This window comes from Blautia sp. MB18-30, from assembly GCF_023669475.1.
GTDB lineage: Bacteria > Bacillota > Clostridia > Lachnospirales > Lachnospiraceae > Blautia_A > Blautia_A fusiformis.
On record NZ_JAMOYY010000031.1, the window covers coordinates 1 to 18,527 of the forward strand.

Below are 18,527 nucleotides of genomic sequence, written 5' to 3' on the forward strand. Positions count from 1 at the left end.
GATGATCTGCAACTTAACATCAACTGTTTCTCAACAATTGTTGAAGTTTATGAAAAAGTTTATATAAAATAAAAAAACAACGGAAGAACCTCATGAAAAATAAGGTGTCCGCTGTTTTTGGGTTTTATGGATATGTGTAAAATATTTGTTTTACAGTATAACAGTAAAACGACAGCCACTTCCGGGAATATTTTCTACGGAAACGGTTCCCTTACACAGGTTCAGGATCTGTTTTACAAGGGCAAGTCCAAGACCGTTTCCCTCCTGTTTATGGGAACTGTCGCCCTGGTAAAATTTGTCAAAGATATGTTTCATGGAGTATTCACTGATCTGGGGGCCTTCGTTTTCTATGGAAAAACGGATCTTTTCTCCTTCCGGCATCATCCGGATATAGATCGTACCACCACAGGGACTGAATTTGATAGCATTGGAAAGCAGATTGTCCCATACATGACAGATGAGATTTTCGTTTCCAAGATACTCCACATCCATCATGTCCACATCAAATTCAATTTCTTTTTCTGACCATTTCGGTTCCATCATAACAATGGATTGTCGGATCTGCTCATCCAGACGGTACCAGTTCTGACGGGTCTGGATCGACTGGTGTTCGATTTTGGACAGCAGTAGGATATTTCCTGCCAGGTGGGAAAGCCTTCTGGTGTTAAAAAGGATTTTACTGATGTACTGCTCCTGCTCTTCTGATATAGGCATGTCATCATCCTGCAGCAGAGTTGCATAACCCTCAATAGCACTGATGGGAGTTTTGAATTCGTGGGAAACATTGGAAACAAAGTCTGTCTGTAGAATCTCCGTTGCTTCCAGTTCCTGGACCATCAGGTTGAAATTAGAATAAATATCCCGGATTTCCTTCATTTGCTTTTCCGTTTCCAGTCGGACGGAAAAATCGCCTTCAGCAACCTGTTGCATGGCTTTTTTCAGCTTTAGTACAGGACCGAAATACCGGATACTGAGAAAGTTGTTAAGGACACCCCCTGCGGTCACGCTGGCCAGGATGATCCATACGATGTTCGGAACAGCTGAAATATGCAGTACATCCATAACAAGCCAGGATATCAGAGATACACAGACAAGCTCCAACATGATCATAAAGATAAAACGTAAACGAATGCTTAAATTTATGAAGAGTTTCTTTTTCATGCCTTTACCACCTTATATCCAACTCCACGGATCGTCACGATCTTAAAATCCGGATTATCGCGGAAGCGTTCCCGAAGCCTTCCGATGTGGACATCTACTGTGTGGGCATCGCTTGCGGAATCATATCCCCAGATATCATCCATAAGCTGTTGCCGGGTAAAGATTTTTCCCGGAAAGGAAACCATCTTATATAAGAGCATGAATTCTTTCTGAGGAAGTACCATACTTTCCGAGGAGGTGGAGACCGTCAGGGAATCGCATTCCAAAATGGTATCTCCGATTCGCTGTTTCCGCTCATTGATCATCTGTGCTCTGCGGAGAAGTGCACCTACCCGCAAAACCAGTTCATTGATATTGACCGGTTTCACCATATAATCATCGGTACCGGACAGAAATCCCATACGCATATCATCAAAAGCATCTTTGGCAGTGACCATAAGTACAGGAATGGAATCTCCGGCATCTCTGAGTGAGCGGACCAGTTCATAGCCATCCATGTTGGGCATCATTATGTCCGAAATGATCAGATCGTAATAATCTTTTTCCAGGGCATCCAGCGCTTCCTGCCCGTCAGAGACCCCTTTTACTGTATAACCGTTTTTTAAGAGGACATGCCGGAAAAGCTGGCGGAGTTCCAGGTCATCTTCCGCAATGAGAATTTTAAACATTTTTACATCCCTATTCCTTGATCTTTTCAATGTCCATGTTTTCAGGCAGGATACAGCTTAAAACAATGGATATGATAAATACAACAGCAACTACATTTTGCGCAAAAACGGACTGTATGATCGACGGGAAAATATCCCAGATCCCGCTCTCACTTGCTGTGGTGAATCCGATTCCGACAGCAAGAGAAAGAGATAGGCGGCAGCAGTCCGATGTGAAACAAACTACTATTATAAGAAAAATTACGGAATAATCATAACATAGATTCGTTGTGGAAACCAGACGGATTTTGATGAATAAATGTAATAATAGATGAATTAGGTCATATTATGAATATTTATACACGAAAAAAAGAAATACCCTCTTGCATTTTCGAAACTTTTACTGTAGAATTATTAACCAGGTAAACACAAATGTATGCCATACCCGAACACTGATTACAAAGATGTAACCAATCTTAACTGTATCAGTGTTTTTTAATATACAATGGGGAAACGAGGAAAAAATTATGGAAAAAAAGCATGAAATGATGAGTCTGGAGGACTCCGAACAGCTGAAAGGCAGAATGAAATTCTTTGAAAAGGAACTGGTAGAGAATCATCACATCGATCCCAACCTTTATGTGGAATACGATGTAAAAAGAGGACTTCGTGATTCCGCAGGTAAAGGTGTTCTCACAGGTCTTACTGAGATTTCCGATGTTACCGGCTATAAGCTGGTCAATGGCAGACGTATTCCTGCAGACGGTGCATTGTATTACCGGGGAATCGATGTGCAGGATATCGTAAACGGACTGAAGGACAGACGTTTTGGTTTTGAGGAGACGATCTATCTTCTGATTTTCGGTAAGCTTCCCAGCAAGGAAGAGCTTTCCAGATTTCTTGAGCTTCTTTCTGACATGGAGGATCTGGGAGGACGTTTTGTCCGTGACGTTGTCATGAAGGGAACCAATGCCAATATTATGAATGCTATGGAGCGCTGCGTACTTGCTCTCTATACATATGATGATAACCCGGAAGATATTTCTGTGGAGAATGTACTCCGCCAGTCTCTGGAACTGATCGCTAAGCTTCCTGAAATCGCGGTTTACTCCTATCACGCATACCGTCATTTCCGTAAAGACGAGACACTTTTTATCCGCAATCCGCAGAAGGGGCTTTCACTTGCCGAGAATATCCTTCTGATGCTTCGTCCGGACGGCAATTATACAGAGCTTGAGGCCAAGGTCCTTGATATCGCACTTGTACTTCATGCAGAGCACGGCGGTGGTAATAACTCTACTTTTACCACACATGTAGTAACATCTTCCGGAACAGACAGCTACTCTTCTACCTCTGCATCCATCGGTTCACTGAAGGGACCGCGTCATGGTGGCGCCAACCTGAAGGTCCAGAACATGTTTACAGATCTGAAGGCCAATGTAAAGGACTGGGAAAGTGATGAGGAGATCACAGCATATCTGCAGAAAATACTGAATAAAGAAGCATTTGATCATGCAGGTCTGATCTATGGTATGGGACATGCAGTTTATACACTCTCCGATCCGCGAGAAGTGATCCTGAAACGTTTTGCACAGGCTCTTGCAGAGGAAAAAGGAATGATAGATGAATTTAAGCTCTATGATAAGGTTGAGGGTATTGCCGGAAAACTGGTCATGGAACACAGAAAGCTGTTCAAAAATGTTTGCGCAAATGTTGACTTCTACAGTGGCTTCGTTTACTCAATGCTTGGTATTCCGGAAGAACTTTTTACTCCGATCTTTGCCATCGCACGTATGCCTGGCTGGAGTGCACATCGTCTGGAAGAGCTGATCAGTGCCAATAAGATCATCCGTCCTGCTTATAAGTATGTGGGGCATCATGCAGATTTTGTACCTTTTGATGAGAGATAATAAACAGAATGATAAAAGCAGTGGGGATTTCTGACCTATTTAAGTTGGAAATCTCTGCTGTTTTTTTGTTCTCCTAAATTACAGAAAAACAGAATCATAACTATACATAATATATATTATGTAAAATAAATATCTGTTTTCACAAAAAAACAAGGCTCACCGCATAAGATATGATCGGATTGCCTTGTTTTTTATGGAATCTTACTTTATTATTCCTTTCCTATCGGAAGCTCTTCAGCCAGTTTACAAGAGAATCATGCCAGATGTTGTCGTATACGGTCTTTTTCATCTGGTCATCTACGGGTCCGTTTCCTGCCATTTTTGCAAGGATAGCAGCCTGAAGTTCGCCTACTGTCATTTCTTCTGGTGCTTTGTGCGGATTTGGCGCAGTGACCGTTTCCGTTTCCTGTGTATTGGAGGATTCTGCTTCAGGAGTTGACGGAATATCCGCTGCGTTTGCTGTATTGTCAGAAGCTTTATCTGTATTTTCAGCGTTTGAAGCTTCTTTTTCCGGGGCAGCTTCTGTTACAGTGCTGTTTTCAGCCGCCTGCTCCTCTTCTGCCTCAGATGCAGCGTTTTCGTTCTCTTTTGCTACGGCAGTTTCCAGAACATTAGTCTGAACCGGCTTATATTCCGGCATATCTCCTGCAGGAAGCCAGATCTCACCGCTGTTTGCTGCAACACGGACACGGATCCGTCCGCCCTGTGCGGAAACCTTCTGACCTGTGAGGGCACCTACGTATTCCGGAGCACTTCCTGTTGGAAGGTTCATCTCTGAATCACTGTCATCATTATTCACAGTAACGATCACTCGTATGCCTTCCAGATCTCTTGCAAAGGCAAACTGACGGTTTGTAAGAGCCAGTTCTGCGTAGGAACCATAGCTTAATGCAGGAGTTCCCTGGCGGACCTTTCCGAGGGCTGCGATCAGTGCAGTACATGGGTTCTTTGTTGCAGCATCCGCATAATCGTTAAGATCAAGTGCCGGACGTAAGCTGGCATCGGAAAATTTTTCTTTTTTTCCGTCAATACCAAATTCTGAGCCGTAATAAATGCTTGGAACGCCAGGTAAAGTATAAAGAAGTACATGTACAGGAGCAAAATGTGCTTTGTTCTGCAATTTGGTATGAATTCGCTCTACGTCATGGTTGTCCACGAAATTGTAGAGGTCCAGATCTCCCATATTCTGAAGATATTTTACTGTATGAGCAATTTCAAAATAGTTGTGGTCATTATGTCCGCTGTAAAGTGCCTTGTGAAGGGCATAGTTGGTTACACTGTGAAGAGTCTGTCCGTTTACCCAGCGGCTGTAATCTCCGTGAATGACCTCTCCCATAAGCCAGAAGTCTTTCTTAACCTCATCTGCGGTATGACGTAGAATACGCATGAAATCAAAATCCAGAACATCAGCGGCATCCAGGCGGATTCCATCAATATCAAATTCGGAAACCCAGAAACGGATCACATCACAGATATAGTTCTGTACTTCCGGATTGCGCTGGTTCAGCTTTACAAGAAGATTGTATCCACCCCAGTTTTCATAGGAAAAACCGTCATTATATTCGGTATTTCCGCCGAAATTTACATTGCAGTACCAGTTAACGTAAGGGGAATGCTCACGGTTTTTCTGGATATCCTTAAAAGCGAAGAAATCACGGCCTGTATGGTTAAATACACCATCAAAGATCACGCGGATGCCTTTTTCATGGCAGGCTTTTACAAAATTGGTGAGATCTTTATTGGTTCCAAGACGGGAATCCAGTTTTTTGTAATCGGTTGTCTCATAGCCATGTCCGACACTTTCAAAAAGCGGCCCTATATATAAGGCAGTACATCCGATCTCTTTGATGTGGTCAATCCACGGCAGCAGTGTGTTCAGTCGATGTACAGGAGTTCCGTAATCATTTTCTTTTGGAGCGCCTGTAAGTCCAAGTGGATAAATATGGTAGAAGATTGCTTCGTTGTACCAGCTCATAATATTACACCTCTGTTCTAAAAATTTGCAATTTCCTGATAATTAGAGAAATTACACAAATATCTTCTCTATAATACCAGATTCCTATAATATAATCCAGAATAAATCAGCCAGTTTTTCAGCGAAAAATCCGGCATATTGCTAATTGCCGGATCTTACCTGATGGACATATGTTTATTCGTCAAATTCTGCAGTAACTATAAAGCCGCGTGGCGTATGCTCAATGCTTTTGATGATCCCCTCTTTGGATCTGATGCGGTCTGCGTTTCTGTAGCAGCCAGACATGGCTACTGCAGGCTCAATGATATAGCTGTAGTTTGTGGCAGAGAGAAATTCGGAGATCTTTACTTTATCTCCCACCTGTATCAGCCCCTGTCTTTCCATTTTAAATTTTTCTTCTCGCATAAACATGCCTTCTTTCTGTATAAATACGCAATGTGAATATATCTGTAAATACAATTAATTACATGTTTAAGATCTTTAAGAACCGGATGGGATCCGTACCAGAAGCTTCTGTCCGTCTTTTTCTACTGCTGTAAGAACGGGAATATGTTTTTTTCGCAGAGCATGAACGATGGGATACAGGGAAAACATGGCATTATCTGCAAAAACTGCTTCCGGTTTGTAGCGGAGGATTTCTTTAATCCTGTCTTTTATAAAGCTTTTCCATTCTGTCTTTTCCATGGAGAGTTCTCCGTAGATTCCGTTCAGAGTCAGCTCCGGTAATTGGGGAACCGGCAGATGTACGATCCTGGCAGAAGAAAGATCCGGAAGCTTTTGAAGCAGCATGTCTGTTTCTTTATTTCCGCCAAGGCTTACGATCACAGCTTCTTCATGGAAGGCGGCAAGACTGCTCCTGCAGGCAAGAACAGAATCCTCAAGGGTTCCGCAGGTCATGAGAAATCCTCCTTTATGACAAAAGGCTGCACTTTTAAGACCGGTTACCAAAGATAACTCTTCGCCTTCCAGGCCAAGCCAGGAAGAAGGAAAACTGCATTTGTAATTCATGGAATATTCTTTTTTCTGTGGCTGGATACAGTAACCGCCCCGGTTGGACGGAAAGATCACAAAAGCAATGTTAGTTTCCGAAAGGCGTTTTTGGCAGGGAATAAATTCCGGAAGTATAAGGATATTGGTATTTTCTGCCGGGGTATCGCCCGAAGCCAGGGAAGCAGCATGTTCTGTAAGAACTTCTTCCACCCGTCTGTCTGCACGTTCATTTCCAAGGTAACGCTCGAATTTATTTTCCAGGATCATACCTGCCACACTGACTGCCTGGAAAAAGGCTTCGTCATTGCTGCTTTTGGAATCCCATCCCGGATTAAAATTGCCGATCAGTGTGGCAAGTTCATTTTTTTCACCGGTATTATCATTGATATCCAGAGGCTGGACAAAGGATTCATCGAATTTTAGTGCCAGCTCCTCACCTAGGATTTCCGGTCCAAGCTTCTCCCAGAGAAGGCCGAAGGCCGCATATGGGACGCCATTATCGCGGATACGGCTGTCTTTCTGATGATGATCATACTGTCCTCTGCCAATATCAAAAACAAGACCTTCATAGTTTTCAGGAACCTGGTTTCCACGTGTGATGGTGATCTCGGGATTCAGATATAAAAGCAGAGCGGCAGAAAAAACATCGTCTGCGTGAAATTTCCCGCTGTGGGTGAATGCGGATGCATTTTTTTGTTTGATTTTTTCCAGTAAATGATTCATATGAAACGCTCCTGTGTGTTTATTCTGCTCTTTAGTATACCACAGAAATGAAGAATAAACAAAGTTTCCTACAGTTAAAAAGGGATCCGTCCTGAGGACAGATCCCTTTAAAAATTTACGTTCTTTTATGCTTTATGTACAAAATAGGACGTTCATATTCAATTTTATTATAATGCGCAGATAATTTTATCCTGATATGCTTCCGGAACTTCTTCTTTATCCAGAGACATACTGATAATAAAGGAAACTTTGAAGGTCTCACCGATGGCACTTAACTGATCCAGTGTTTCGGTTGCATCCTTTCCTTCAAGCTTGGCTGTTGTAAGGAAGCTGTCCAGATATACCTGCTCCAGATCATGATCCTGAGAGAGGATACCACAGATAAATCCTACAAACTCGTCCGCATTTTTAACCGGAAATCCGGAAACATCGATAAGGCGGACCTTGTTGTTCAGCTCATACATGTGCTTGGTGCTCTTGTCTAAGTAAACAATACTGCCGTTGGCGTCCTTAACAGCTCCGTTTACTTTGTCTAATAGTACTTTTGTTTTTCCTTTGCCTTTCTTTCCTACAATCAGTTCAACCATCCTGTTTTCCTCCTTAGACACATATAATAATTTTGAATAAAATTGCTATTGATATGCTTCAAATTATAGTGCATTGTGAATAAAATTGCAAGGGCTTTTTGAAAAAAACTGGTAATTTTAATCAAGCCTTACTGCTCTCTTTCATTTTCCATTTGTGCTTTTGCTTTCCTTCCGATCCGGGCAGTGCTGTTCATGATACTGGCCCGGGTAACCTTGTCGTTTCCGTACTTCAGACGGATGGAATCCAGTGCTGCATCCAGTTTCTGCTGGCGTTCCTTCTTGTGAGTATCCTCAAAAAAGGACAGCTGTTCAAAGGAATCATTCGTAAGACCGGTCAGTGATACTCCCAGGAGCCGGAGTGGCTGTCTCATCCAGGACTCCTGAAAGAGGTTTTGGGCATTTCTGTAAATCTCTTCTGTGATATCGGTGGCATTTGGCAGTTTAGTCTGATGAGATTTGTTTCGAAAATCCAGGGTACGGAAGGTTACAGAAATGCAGGTGCATTTTTTCTTTTTGCGGCGCATGCGGGCGGCCAGAATATCGCATTGTTCCAGCAGGATCGGAAGTGCCTGCTCCAGTGAGACCAGATCATCGTTAAATGTAGTTTCCAGACTGAATCCTTTTGCTTCATCAGGTTTTGCTTTCACAGGGGAGTCATCAAGGCCACGGGCATACTGATATAACTGCTGTCCTGCTTTTTCACCGAGAAGTGCCTGTATCTTTGCTTTTTTTTCATGAGCCAGATCTCCGATGGTTCTGATCCCTGCGTCCTGCAGTTTTTTTTCAGAGGATCTGCCAAGAAAAAGAAGCTCTCTCACTGGAAGAGGCCACATTTTTACAGGGATTTCTTCCGGAAATAAAGTATGCACCTTATCTGGCTTTTCGAAATCAGAGGCCATTTTTGCAAGAAGTTTATTGGTGGAGATGCCGATATTTACGGTAAAGCCGAGTTCTGTACGGATCTTATCCTTCAGCTCATGGGCAGTTGCCACTGGATCCGGGTAAATATAGGAGGTTCCGGTCATATCCAGAAAAACCTCATCAATGGAAAAGGATTCCATTACCGGTGCATAGGACCCACAGATTTTTTTGAAGGCTCTGGAACATTTATCGTATAATTCAAAGTCAGATGGAACGGCCACAAGATTCGGACATTTGCGAAAAGCCATAGCCATAGGCTCTCCTGTCTGGATTCCGTATTTTTTTGCAGGAATGGACTTGGCGACAACGATGCCGGTACGTTTACTGGGGTCTCCGCCAATACAGGAAGGGATGTCTCTCAGATCCGGAAGTCCCATCTTTACTCTTTTTGCTGCTTCCCAGGAAAGAAAAGCACTGTTTACATCAACATGAAAAATCAATCGTTCCATATAGGGTTCTTCTTTCAATTGTATAAAGTGTGTCTGTTATATCTATTTACAGATTTTTGCAGACAGCTGATCAAAAAGGTTCCGATATTCCTCTTCTACCTGTGAAAAAGGGTATTGCCGGTATTGGATCGGAACATGGACAACCGGTTTTGGAGTGTCCGGTGTTTCATTCAGAAGATATTTCAGGTCATACCAGAGCAGGTCATTGTCGATCTCCTTCAGCTTCTGCTCTTCTATGGCAGAAAGTCCGGATCCCAGATATTTCTGATAGATAATGTTTAAAAGAGCTTCCTCCTGTTTCCGATACTCAGGAAGACTTTTCTTAAATGGTCTTGGAACATCGGACATATAACATTCGCTGGCATCGTGAAGAAGGGACGCCAGTATAAGACGGCCGGAATAGCCACGTGCTTCGGCTTCTTTGGCACAAAGGATGCAGTGCTGCCCTACAGAGAAAAAAGTCCTTACATGACCATTTCCGCGGCATAGAAGAGAAAGTGCGTGTGCAATGTCCTCAATGCAGATCAGCTCTTCGTCCGGATGTGTCGGATCAAAATGTTTTCCAGTATATGTGGTAATGCAGTCGCCCATAAAATGTTACGCCTTTCTTTAAGTTATGAATAAATATGATTATTTATTATAAACACCCAGAGAAAGTGTGTCTATATGATCGCGAAATAAATTTCGGGAACTGTTACAGAAAAACAAAAGAAATACATGGCTGTTTTACAAATATGAGTGATTCTGTGCTATAATACAAAAAAACGACAGGGAGATCATCAGCGATGAAACATATGGAAGAAATGAAGATTGCCGGATTGGCCATGGCATTATGTATCGTGATGCTGGGAATCTATATCGTCGTCCCAAAGGATGGAACGGTTTCTCATCTTACTGCTATTCCGGATAATAATGCGGCGGAGCCTGTTACAGATTCTACATCAGAGGGAACTGCTGATGCGGATTTTCCAATCTATACAGAGGACAGCTACAGCAGTGAGCCCGAGAGTTCTGACGATACTGGGGACGGAGATTCCTACACGGAAGAGCCGACTTATGATCCAGGTGATAATTCTTACGACGGCAATACGGATAGTGAAGCCAATGGAGCAGATACCTCGGATACTTCAGATACATCTTCAGATGGAACCGGTGAAGATGCAGGCAATTATGAAGATCCGGACAGTGGCTCCGGTGAAGTTGTCGATGACAATGATTACAGTGGTACTTCGGATACGGATCTTGATAACAGTGAGACCGAAGATACCGGTAGTGATGGCACCGATGATATAGTAGAAATTAACTGAATGTAAAAGAAAGAATAAAAAAGCAGATCTGCGAAATAAAATTTCAAACAGATCTGCTTTTTTGTTTTTTGTATGGAATCCTGTCAGTTGATGTTCTGGAGCAAGGATGTCATTTCCTGATAAAGAACATCCTTTGAGGATGCACCCATGACGATGGAAATAAATGGCTTCCCATAAGCATTCTGGCTTAAAAGTGCCAGACAGTTACCGGCTTTATCGGTTGTTCCTGTTTTTCCTCCAAGGATAGTGACATCCTTAGGAGTTGCTGCCTCTCCGGTAAGATAATGATCTGTAGCGGGTAAGGTAGCACTTGCATCGGAGCCATCGGAATGCTTATAGCTAACTGTATAAGATGCCATTTGTGTGATGTCTGTAAACTCCGGATAATTCAAGGCTTCTTTCAGCATCAGATAAATGTCATAAGGCGTTGTATAATGATTTTCGTCCTGAAGACCATGGGGATTGGTAAAGTGAGTTCCTGTACAGCCAAGTTCTGCAGCAAAGCTGTTCATCATCTCTACAAATTTATCTGTTGATCCACCTATATGTTCCGCAATGGCAGATGCTGCATCATTGGCAGAATAAACAAGAAGACAATGAAGAAGCTGATCCATGGTAACCTGATCTCCCGCCTGGAAACCAGCTACCTGAGAACCGGATTCCAGGGTAACATTCTCCTGTGAGATCGTTACTGTATCGTCCATGTTTCCATATTTCAGTGCAAGCATAGCTGTCATGATCTTTGTGATGCTGGCAGGATAAACCTTGTTGTAGGCACCTTTTGCATAGAGTACCTTTTTATCACTGAGATTCAGAAGCACACCGGACTGGCTGTCATCCAGACTGACAGAATCCAGAGCAACATCTTTTGTAACAACACAGAGATCATGGGCGAAACCTGCCGCGCGCTGCTCTTCTTTGGAAGTCAGAGTATTATCAAACTCGGAGAATGCATTGAAAGAATTTGCAGGAGTGGAAAAATCTCCGCCCTTCAGCATGTAAACACCAAAACCGCCAGCTGTGCATAGTACGATCAGCAGAAGAAGGAGAAAAATGGTGTTGCGGATCCTTTTACGACGCATCCGTTTCATCCGGGTATTTTGAGCTTTACGTCTGGCAGAAACAGTCCTGTCAGACGGCATGGAAGTTGTTTTTGTCCCCTTGGAAGCTGTATGTGCAGCCCGGGAAGCCTGACCTCTGGAAGGATTGCCAGAACGTATATGATTTTTTACAGGTTCTTTACGTGTCATAAGTATTCCTCTTTCCGAAAGTAGGTATCCGATTTCTGACCTTTTTTCTGTAATTCTTTATTATATGCACTGCTCTGCAGTCCTACATTGAGAACAAGTCCCATACCCATAAACAGACTGATCAGAGAAGTAAGACCATAGCTTACAAAAGGAAGCGGAGTACCTGTGTTTGGTGCAAGGCCGGTAGCAACACAGATGTTGATGAAGCTCTGTATGGAAACAATGCTTCCAACACCGCAGCATATGACCTTACCGGCAAGATCCTTGGCCCGCAGGCTCATACGGATACATTCAAAGGTGATCAGAAACAGCAGCAGTACGATCAGAGTACAGCCGATAAATCCGTACTGCTCTCCAGCCACCGCAAAAATAAAGTCGGTCTGATTCTCAGAAACAAAGTTTCCATCATTTACGGATGTAACACTGGTGTCATTACTGAAAGCACGTCCCACAAGCTCGCCGGAGGCGATGGCTGTTTTTGAGTTGTTCTGCTGTTCAATATCATCTGCGTATTCTTCGTTCTCCGGATACAGGAATGACATGATACGGTTTCTCTGGTAATCCTGTATCAGTTTCTGATCCGGCTGCACGATAATGGACAGAAAGATGATGGCCAGAGGAATCGCGATCAAGGCTACACCTCCGATGATCTTATAACTAAGTCCTGCGATGTAGATCAGAATACAGAACAGGACTGTTACGGTGATGGTGTTTTTCATATCCGGCTGTACATAGATCAGCATCAGTGGGATGACCAGAAGGACAGCTGATTGTATCAGAGTCTTTAAGGTATTCAGATCTTCCTCATGATCCATAAAAAATTTGGCAAAAAACAGGATAATGATGATCTTTGAAAGCTCGGTAGGCTGGAAACGGATAAAACCTAAATCCACCCATCTGGCAGCACCATTGGCGCTGGATCCGAAGAACCGGACAGCCAGAAGCATAACGATATTAAATCCATACATGATCCATTGAAAATTCAGCAGCCAGGAATAATCCATCAGTGAAAGGATCAGCATAAAGACCACACCGATGATCACACCCAGAAGCTGACGTGTGCGAAGGTAGTCGGCAGCTGTTCCTACAAGCTGAATTCCAATAAAGCTGATCGCCAGGAGAAAGATCACCAGTCGAAAATTGTAAAACCGCAGCTTATACTGTTTAATCATAAATTATGCATCTCTTTTCTTAAGTACGGGTATGACTGCATGCAGAACAGGTGGTTCCTGTGTGATCTGTATGGTCACCCCTGGTTCATCAATTACAACGTATTTTTTTACGGCATGTATCAGATCGTTCCGTAAAAGCTTCATCATCTGTGGAGAACAGTCTATGCGTTCCGATACAAGAAGAAGCTTCATCCTGTCGCGTGCATAGCCTGCAGAGTGGTTTTTCCCGGAGAAAAATCCCATAATCATTCCTCCTGTGATGAAAAATGTCAGACAGCAAGGCGTCTGTTATTTTCGAAAAATGCTGCCAAGACGGTGGAATACACCATTTTTTCGACGCACAGTAACATAAGGGACCTCTTCGCCCATAAGTCTCCGGCAGATATTGCGATACTCTTCTTCTGCCTGGGAATTTTTTCCGGATAAAGGTTCTCCCTGATTTGTGGAGATCACGATCTGTTCATCATCCAGGATCGCACCGATCAGATCTACAGCCAGGATTTCCAACACATCTTCTACGGACATCATATCACCTCTGGCGATCATTTCCGGTCGAAGCCGGTTGATGATCAGCCGGATATCACGGAGCCCTCCGGACTCCAGCAACCCGATGATACGGTCTGCATCCCGGATCGCGGAAACTTCCGGTGTGGTCACGACCAGTGCACGGTCCGCTCCGGCTACTGCATTTTTGAATCCCTGTTCAATTCCTGCCGGACAATCCAGAAGGACATAATCGAATTCTTCCCGGAGATCATCGGTAAGCTTGATCATCTGTTCCGGAGATACGGCAGTTTTGTCCTTGGTCTGGGCAGACGGAAGAAGATACAGTTCTGAATGCCGACGATCCCGGATCAGTGCCTGTTTCAGGCGGCAGCTCCCATTGATCACATCAACCAGATTATAAACAATACGGTTCTCCAGTCCCATGACAACATCCAGATTTCGGAGTCCGATATCGGTATCTACAACTGCAACCCTTTTTCCCATGGCAGCCAGTCCGGTCCCGATATTTGCCACGGTGGTGGTTTTTCCAACACCGCCTTTTCCAGATGTAATGACAATGACTTCACTCATGTTTTCTGATTCCTCCTATAAAATGTTCCACACTTCTGGTATCCTCATAAAGTTTGTTTAGTCATTCGATACATTACTGGTATCGCTTGCTGCATAGCCAGTGAGAATGGTGCTTTCATCTGCAAGTCCGAAAATGTATTTAAAGATATCATTAGCTGCAAGGCAGGCATTACCGGATGCATATCCGTTTGCGATTCGTACAGATATTGCGTACTTGGGATCAGAAACAGGCGCATATCCGATAAAAAGTGCATTGTTCGGATGATAATAGTCAATCTCGGCAGTACCGGTTTTTCCTGCTACTTCAACTCCAAGTCCGTTAAACTGATCATGAGTCTGCACCACACGATACATACCGTCATGGATGTCATCCCAGATATTGCTGGAAAGATCCAGCTGTCCAGCTGTTTCGGAAGGATATTCCTTTATAAGTTTTCCTTTGGAATCCGTCACACGGTCCAGAAGGGAAAGCTTATAGATCGTACCGGAAGTGGCGATCGTTGACGCATAACGTGCAAGCTGGCTGGTCGTAAACGCGTTGGTACCCTGTCCAATATAGGAAGGGACGGCGTTTTTGTCAGAAACCTGCGGAGAAGCTTCGGAAATTTCAATGCCGGTTTTCTGATCCAATCCCATGAGGGAAGCATATTTCTGAAGCATTCCAAGACTTCTGGCTTCAGAAAAGTTACCTTCGGAATCTTTACCAAGTTCGAAACCAATCGTAGTGAAAAATACGTTACAGGACTGCTCAATGGCTTCACGGATATCAAGAGAACCGTGGCCCTGTTTATTCCAGCAGTTGATCGGAGGTGTTACAAGGTCAAAGCTTCCTGTACATTCAATATATGTGCCATCATCTATTACGCCCTCAGACATGCCGGCAACAGTAGATAAGATCTTTAAGGTAGATCCTGGAGCCGTCTTCTGCTGTGTTGCCTTGTTGAAGAACGGGCTGGAAAGATCTGTGGAAAGCTTTGCATAATAATCAGTATCCATATTGTTGGTCAGACGATTATTATCATATCCCGGATAGGAAACACATGCGAGAACATTTCCGGTTGTAGTATCTGTGATCACCGCAGATGCAGAGCACGGAGCCAACGCAAGCTGGGCCGGTGTGATCTCAAGATTTGCGATCTTGCGATACATGAAGGTGTAGGCATCAAGACCACCGGAGGCCATTGTCTGATACAGCTCGTCTTCTTTGGAAAGAACGCCCTGTTCATAGAGAACAAGACACAGATCTTCTCCACTGATGGTGTCTTCCTGAAGCATATATTTATACAGAAGCTTTGAAAAGCCTGTATCTGTTTTCAGGTAATCAATGATATAGGCGGTAAGAGCCTGATAGATCTCTTCAGAATCCAGATATTCTCCGGAGGTTGAGATCTGGGAAATATCGATCCAGTTCTGACTGGCAGCGTAGTTCAGATAATCCTTCAGACTGATACTCTGATCATTTTTCCAGGCTTTGTATGTTTCATCCGCGGTATCAATGGAATCACTTTTCAGTACCTTCAAGGTATTGGTAAGAAGATCATCACAGATATAGGTAAGATATTCCTGCATCTGCGTATCTTCATCCTTATAGGCTGGAGGATTGTCGCCTGTCAGCCTGTTACTTATTGTATCAAAAACCTGTTGCTGTTTTTGCTGAAATTTGACGTATAAATTTTTTTCTGTGTCGGAAGCATCTGCATCACTGAATTTATTGATATCGATCACACTGTTTGCGATCAGTGCATTGTATACATCATAGATTGGGATGGTGATCTTACTTGCATCTTTCTCTGCTTCATAATCAAAGCTTTTATTCGGTGTCAGTTTAGAGAGGACAATACCAGCAACACGCTGTTCCAGGATCTGGTAAATACTCTTCTGCCAGTCGGAATCAATGGTCAGATAAACATCGTTTCCGGCCACAGGATCAACAGTTTTAGAATTGTCGATGTCAAGGACTTTACCAAGATTATCAACTGTGACCGTTTCTTCTCCGTCTTTTCCCTGAAGTTCAAGCTCCATATACTGTTCGATTCCGGCTTTTCCAACAACCGCATCATTGGAATAATCAGGATTATCCTTACGAAGGGTTTCCAATTCCTCAGAAGAGGCCTGGCCTGTGTAACCGAGGATCGGCGCCATACTCTCATCGTCCACATATTTTCTGGTGGAATCTTCTACAATGTCAATACCCTGGAGAGCGGCCTGATTTTCTTTTATGGCTGCCACAGATTTTTCACTGACATTTGTTGCAATGGTCACCGGCATATATTTCTTGAAACTGTTGGTGTTCAGCTGATAGCGCATGATCGCAATTTCGAGGATTTCCTGTTTGGTAAGCTCTTCCGGAAGAGAATGTGCGGCAAGTTCTTCCGGGGTGTAGGCATCTTTTCCGTAAAGAACGATAGAAAATCCGCTGCTTCCGGTAAGATGATCCATGATCTGGGCTGCGGTTGCGTTTTTCTGCTCCTCACTGAGATCATCAATCTGTGCTTCTCCGTAAATATCCGCACGGAAACGGTTAAGAGTAAATCCTTCATCTACATCAAAAGCATAGTCGCCATGATCATTGACGGTAATATGAAAATTATCAGATAAGCTGTCCCCGTTTTTGGAAAGGATCTGTAATACCTGGTAGGCGATACCGTTCAGAGTCAGATTCTTTTCTCTGGTGCTGTTGTATGTACCGCTATCTTCGAATGTGACAGAATATGCAAGTACATTGGAGGCGACAACTGTGCCGTTACGGTCATAAATATTACCACGGGTGCTTTTGATCACGCGTGTTTTGGTGGTACGTGTCTGAAATTTACTGATGTAATCCTCTCCTTGTATGATCTGCAGACTGAAAAGCTGCCGGACCAGGACAGATGACAGAAAAATAAATACGATCACAAGAACTGTAGTACGTTTCAGACGGATTTTTTTGATGATTTTTTTTATTTTAATTCCCAAATAGACTCACTTTCTTTCCTTACAGTATCCATTAAGTGGTAGTTGATCCAGTAAAATACCCGGTATACGATGATGGTGAGAAAAACCGTATATACAATCTCGGGGATAATGATCCTGTATATGTAGGTCCAGAATCCAAGACGGCCTCTGAGCAGAAACTGGAGGCCATACACAGCCAGATTATAAAGAAGATCTGTTCCTGCTACAAGAAAAAGCGGAACTTTCAGATCATCATCATAAAAACTGCGGAATGCATAGCCGCTGATAAAACCTATATACATATAGATCAGTGCATAAAATCCAAACAATGATCCATAAAAGAGATCGACAAAAAGCCCGGAAAAAAATCCAGTCCACAGACCGACTTTTCTTCCACGCATAAGTCCCATGGATACACACAGGATCAAAAGCAGATTTGGAGTGATGGATCCAATGGAAATACGGTCCATTACTGTGCACTGAAGGAGAAAACAGACAATGATAGTGATAAATAATATAATCCTATTTTTCATTGGACGCATCCTCCGATTTGTCTATCGCGTCCTGTTTATTGGTGGTGATCACAAATACATCTTTCAGATGACCGAAATCAACCGGTGTAACGATCGTACCTGTTTTTGTCAGGTTATTGGGATCCTGCTGGATCTCACTGACATAACCAATAAACAGTCCTTCCACATATTTTTCACTGATGTTCGAGGTGACAATACGTTCTCCGACTGTTACCTTGTTATCCTGATCGTAAAGCTGCTCAAAGCTTAATTTGCCTTCATCGATCAGTTTCAGATCTCCAGTGACAACGCAGTTGTCGGAAGTACTGACTGCCATGGCACTGACATTGCTGCTGTCATCGATGATGGAACGGACAGTAGCCCAGGAAGGTCCCACTTCTGTAACGATACCCACAAGACCCTTTCCGGCGATCACGTTGTTATCAACCCGGATCCCGTTATTACTGCCTTTGTTGATCATAAAGGTATCATACCAGTTTCCGGGATCTTTGGAGATTATCCTTGCGGCAACCTTGGGATAGTCGGTATATTCCTGATCAAGATCGTAAAGTTCCTTCAGGCGTGTGAGCTCTGTCTGGTCCTGGATCAGGATGTTATTCTGTTCCGTAAGACTGTTGATCTGACTTTTCAGCTCTTCGTTTTCCTGAAGCACGTCCTGTTTATCACGAAGATTGTTTTTTACATTTCCAAATATATCGCTGACACCGGCGATCCCCTTTTCAAAGGGAACGATAAGAAAACCGGCTGCTTCCTGAAGTGGTGCGGAAGAGGTTCCGGAGGCTGCTGTAGCTACGATGCAGCTTCCACAGAAAAATGTCATGATTACCAGAAGATGTTTACTTTTTAAATTAAAATGAAAACGCACTTTTTTTCGGATGTTTTTCATTATAT

General features: G+C 43.3%; 17 protein-coding genes and 1 pseudogene. 2 read left to right on the plus strand and 16 right to left on the minus strand.

Features of this window, described 5'->3' with window-relative positions; genetic code table 11:
* Positions 1-150: 150 nt before the first annotated feature.
* From NCY57_RS12835 to NCY57_RS17085, 3 genes and pseudogenes are all read right to left on the minus strand, one after another.
* On the minus strand, positions 151-1,161 hold the full coding sequence (locus tag NCY57_RS12835) for a HAMP domain-containing sensor histidine kinase (protein WP_059085857.1): 1,011 nt from the start codon (positions 1,159-1,161) through the stop codon (positions 151-153).
* Positions 1,158-1,829, minus strand: coding sequence for a response regulator transcription factor (locus NCY57_RS12840; RefSeq protein WP_059085856.1), 672 nt, complete (start codon positions 1,827-1,829; stop codon positions 1,158-1,160). The genes NCY57_RS12835 and NCY57_RS12840 overlap by 4 nt, the downstream gene beginning before the upstream one ends.
* A 10-nt stretch (positions 1,830-1,839) precedes the next feature.
* Positions 1,840-2,025, minus strand: a pseudogene (locus NCY57_RS17085) (purine permease); the annotation flags it as partial.
* 310 nt (positions 2,026-2,335) lie between these two features.
* Here NCY57_RS17085 and NCY57_RS12850 point away from each other — a divergent pair.
* Positions 2,336-3,718, plus strand: a complete 1,383-nt coding sequence (locus NCY57_RS12850) for a citrate/2-methylcitrate synthase (protein ID WP_022427281.1) — start codon at positions 2,336-2,338, stop codon at positions 3,716-3,718.
* A gap of 220 nt (positions 3,719-3,938) precedes the next feature.
* On the opposite strand, the gene NCY57_RS12855 is transcribed toward NCY57_RS12850, so the two are convergent.
* From NCY57_RS12855 to NCY57_RS12880, 6 genes are all read right to left on the minus strand, one after another.
* Positions 3,939-5,693 (minus strand): alpha-amylase family glycosyl hydrolase, encoded by a 1,755-nt coding sequence (locus NCY57_RS12855; protein ID WP_129974501.1) that lies wholly within the window; start codon positions 5,691-5,693, stop codon positions 3,939-3,941.
* Positions 5,694-5,867: 174 nt separating this feature from the next.
* Entirely contained in the window at positions 5,868-6,098 is a 231-nt protein-coding gene (locus tag NCY57_RS12860; protein ID WP_015525138.1) for a hypothetical protein, read from the minus strand.
* A gap of 75 nt (positions 6,099-6,173) precedes the next feature.
* Positions 6,174-7,406, minus strand: coding sequence for an MYG1 family protein (locus tag NCY57_RS12865; RefSeq protein ID WP_114001617.1), 1,233 nt, complete (start codon positions 7,404-7,406; stop codon positions 6,174-6,176).
* A gap of 167 nt (positions 7,407-7,573) precedes the next feature.
* Positions 7,574-7,993, minus strand: a complete 420-nt coding sequence (locus NCY57_RS12870; protein ID WP_021652042.1) for a hypothetical protein — start codon at positions 7,991-7,993, stop codon at positions 7,574-7,576.
* A 128-nt stretch (positions 7,994-8,121) separates the two neighbouring features.
* Positions 8,122-9,363 (minus strand): DNA polymerase Y family protein, encoded by a 1,242-nt coding sequence (locus NCY57_RS12875; RefSeq protein ID WP_250789742.1) that lies wholly within the window; start codon positions 9,361-9,363, stop codon positions 8,122-8,124.
* A gap of 42 nt (positions 9,364-9,405) precedes the next feature.
* Positions 9,406-9,954 carry a hypothetical protein gene (locus NCY57_RS12880; protein WP_015525131.1) on the minus strand — a complete coding sequence of 183 codons (549 nt, stop codon included), beginning with the start codon at positions 9,952-9,954 and terminating at the stop codon, positions 9,406-9,408.
* A 194-nt stretch (positions 9,955-10,148) separates the two neighbouring features.
* On the opposite strand from NCY57_RS12880, the gene NCY57_RS12885 reads away from it, so the two are divergent.
* Positions 10,149-10,670: a hypothetical protein gene (locus NCY57_RS12885; RefSeq protein ID WP_173739461.1), complete on the plus strand. Its 522-nt coding sequence runs from the start codon at positions 10,149-10,151 to the stop codon at positions 10,668-10,670.
* A gap of 83 nt (positions 10,671-10,753) precedes the next feature.
* Here the strand turns inward: NCY57_RS12885 and NCY57_RS12890 are convergent, their stop codons facing one another.
* Genes NCY57_RS12890 through mreC form a run of 7 tightly spaced genes read right to left on the minus strand, consistent with a single transcriptional unit; the run spans position 10,754 to position 18,522 of the window.
* Positions 10,754-11,920 carry a D-alanyl-D-alanine carboxypeptidase family protein gene (locus NCY57_RS12890; protein ID WP_015525129.1) on the minus strand — a complete coding sequence of 389 codons (1,167 nt, stop codon included), beginning with the start codon at positions 11,918-11,920 and terminating at the stop codon, positions 10,754-10,756.
* Positions 11,917-13,092: an FtsW/RodA/SpoVE family cell cycle protein gene (locus tag NCY57_RS12895; RefSeq protein WP_092070019.1), complete on the minus strand. Its 1,176-nt coding sequence runs from the start codon at positions 13,090-13,092 to the stop codon at positions 11,917-11,919. Before NCY57_RS12895 ends, NCY57_RS12890 begins: the two co-directional genes overlap by 4 nt.
* Before the next feature lie 3 nt (positions 13,093-13,095).
* Positions 13,096-13,335 carry a cell division topological specificity factor MinE gene (gene minE / locus NCY57_RS12900; RefSeq protein WP_015525127.1) on the minus strand — a complete coding sequence of 80 codons (240 nt, stop codon included), beginning with the start codon at positions 13,333-13,335 and terminating at the stop codon, positions 13,096-13,098.
* A gap of 45 nt (positions 13,336-13,380) precedes the next feature.
* Complete coding sequence (minD, locus tag NCY57_RS12905; protein WP_015525126.1) at positions 13,381-14,169, minus strand: septum site-determining protein MinD; 789 nt, start codon at positions 14,167-14,169, stop codon at positions 13,381-13,383.
* A gap of 57 nt (positions 14,170-14,226) precedes the next feature.
* A complete protein-coding gene (locus NCY57_RS12910; RefSeq protein ID WP_161208791.1) occupies positions 14,227-17,124 on the minus strand; it encodes a penicillin-binding transpeptidase domain-containing protein in 2,898 nt (965 codons plus the stop codon).
* Complete coding sequence (gene mreD / locus NCY57_RS12915) at positions 17,109-17,636, minus strand: rod shape-determining protein MreD (RefSeq protein ID WP_021652034.1); 528 nt, start codon at positions 17,634-17,636, stop codon at positions 17,109-17,111. The genes NCY57_RS12910 and mreD overlap by 16 nt, the downstream gene beginning before the upstream one ends.
* Positions 17,626-18,522, minus strand: coding sequence for a rod shape-determining protein MreC (gene mreC / locus NCY57_RS12920; protein WP_022427290.1), 897 nt, complete (start codon positions 18,520-18,522; stop codon positions 17,626-17,628). The genes mreD and mreC overlap by 11 nt, the downstream gene beginning before the upstream one ends.
* Positions 18,523-18,527: the final 5 nt, after the last annotated feature.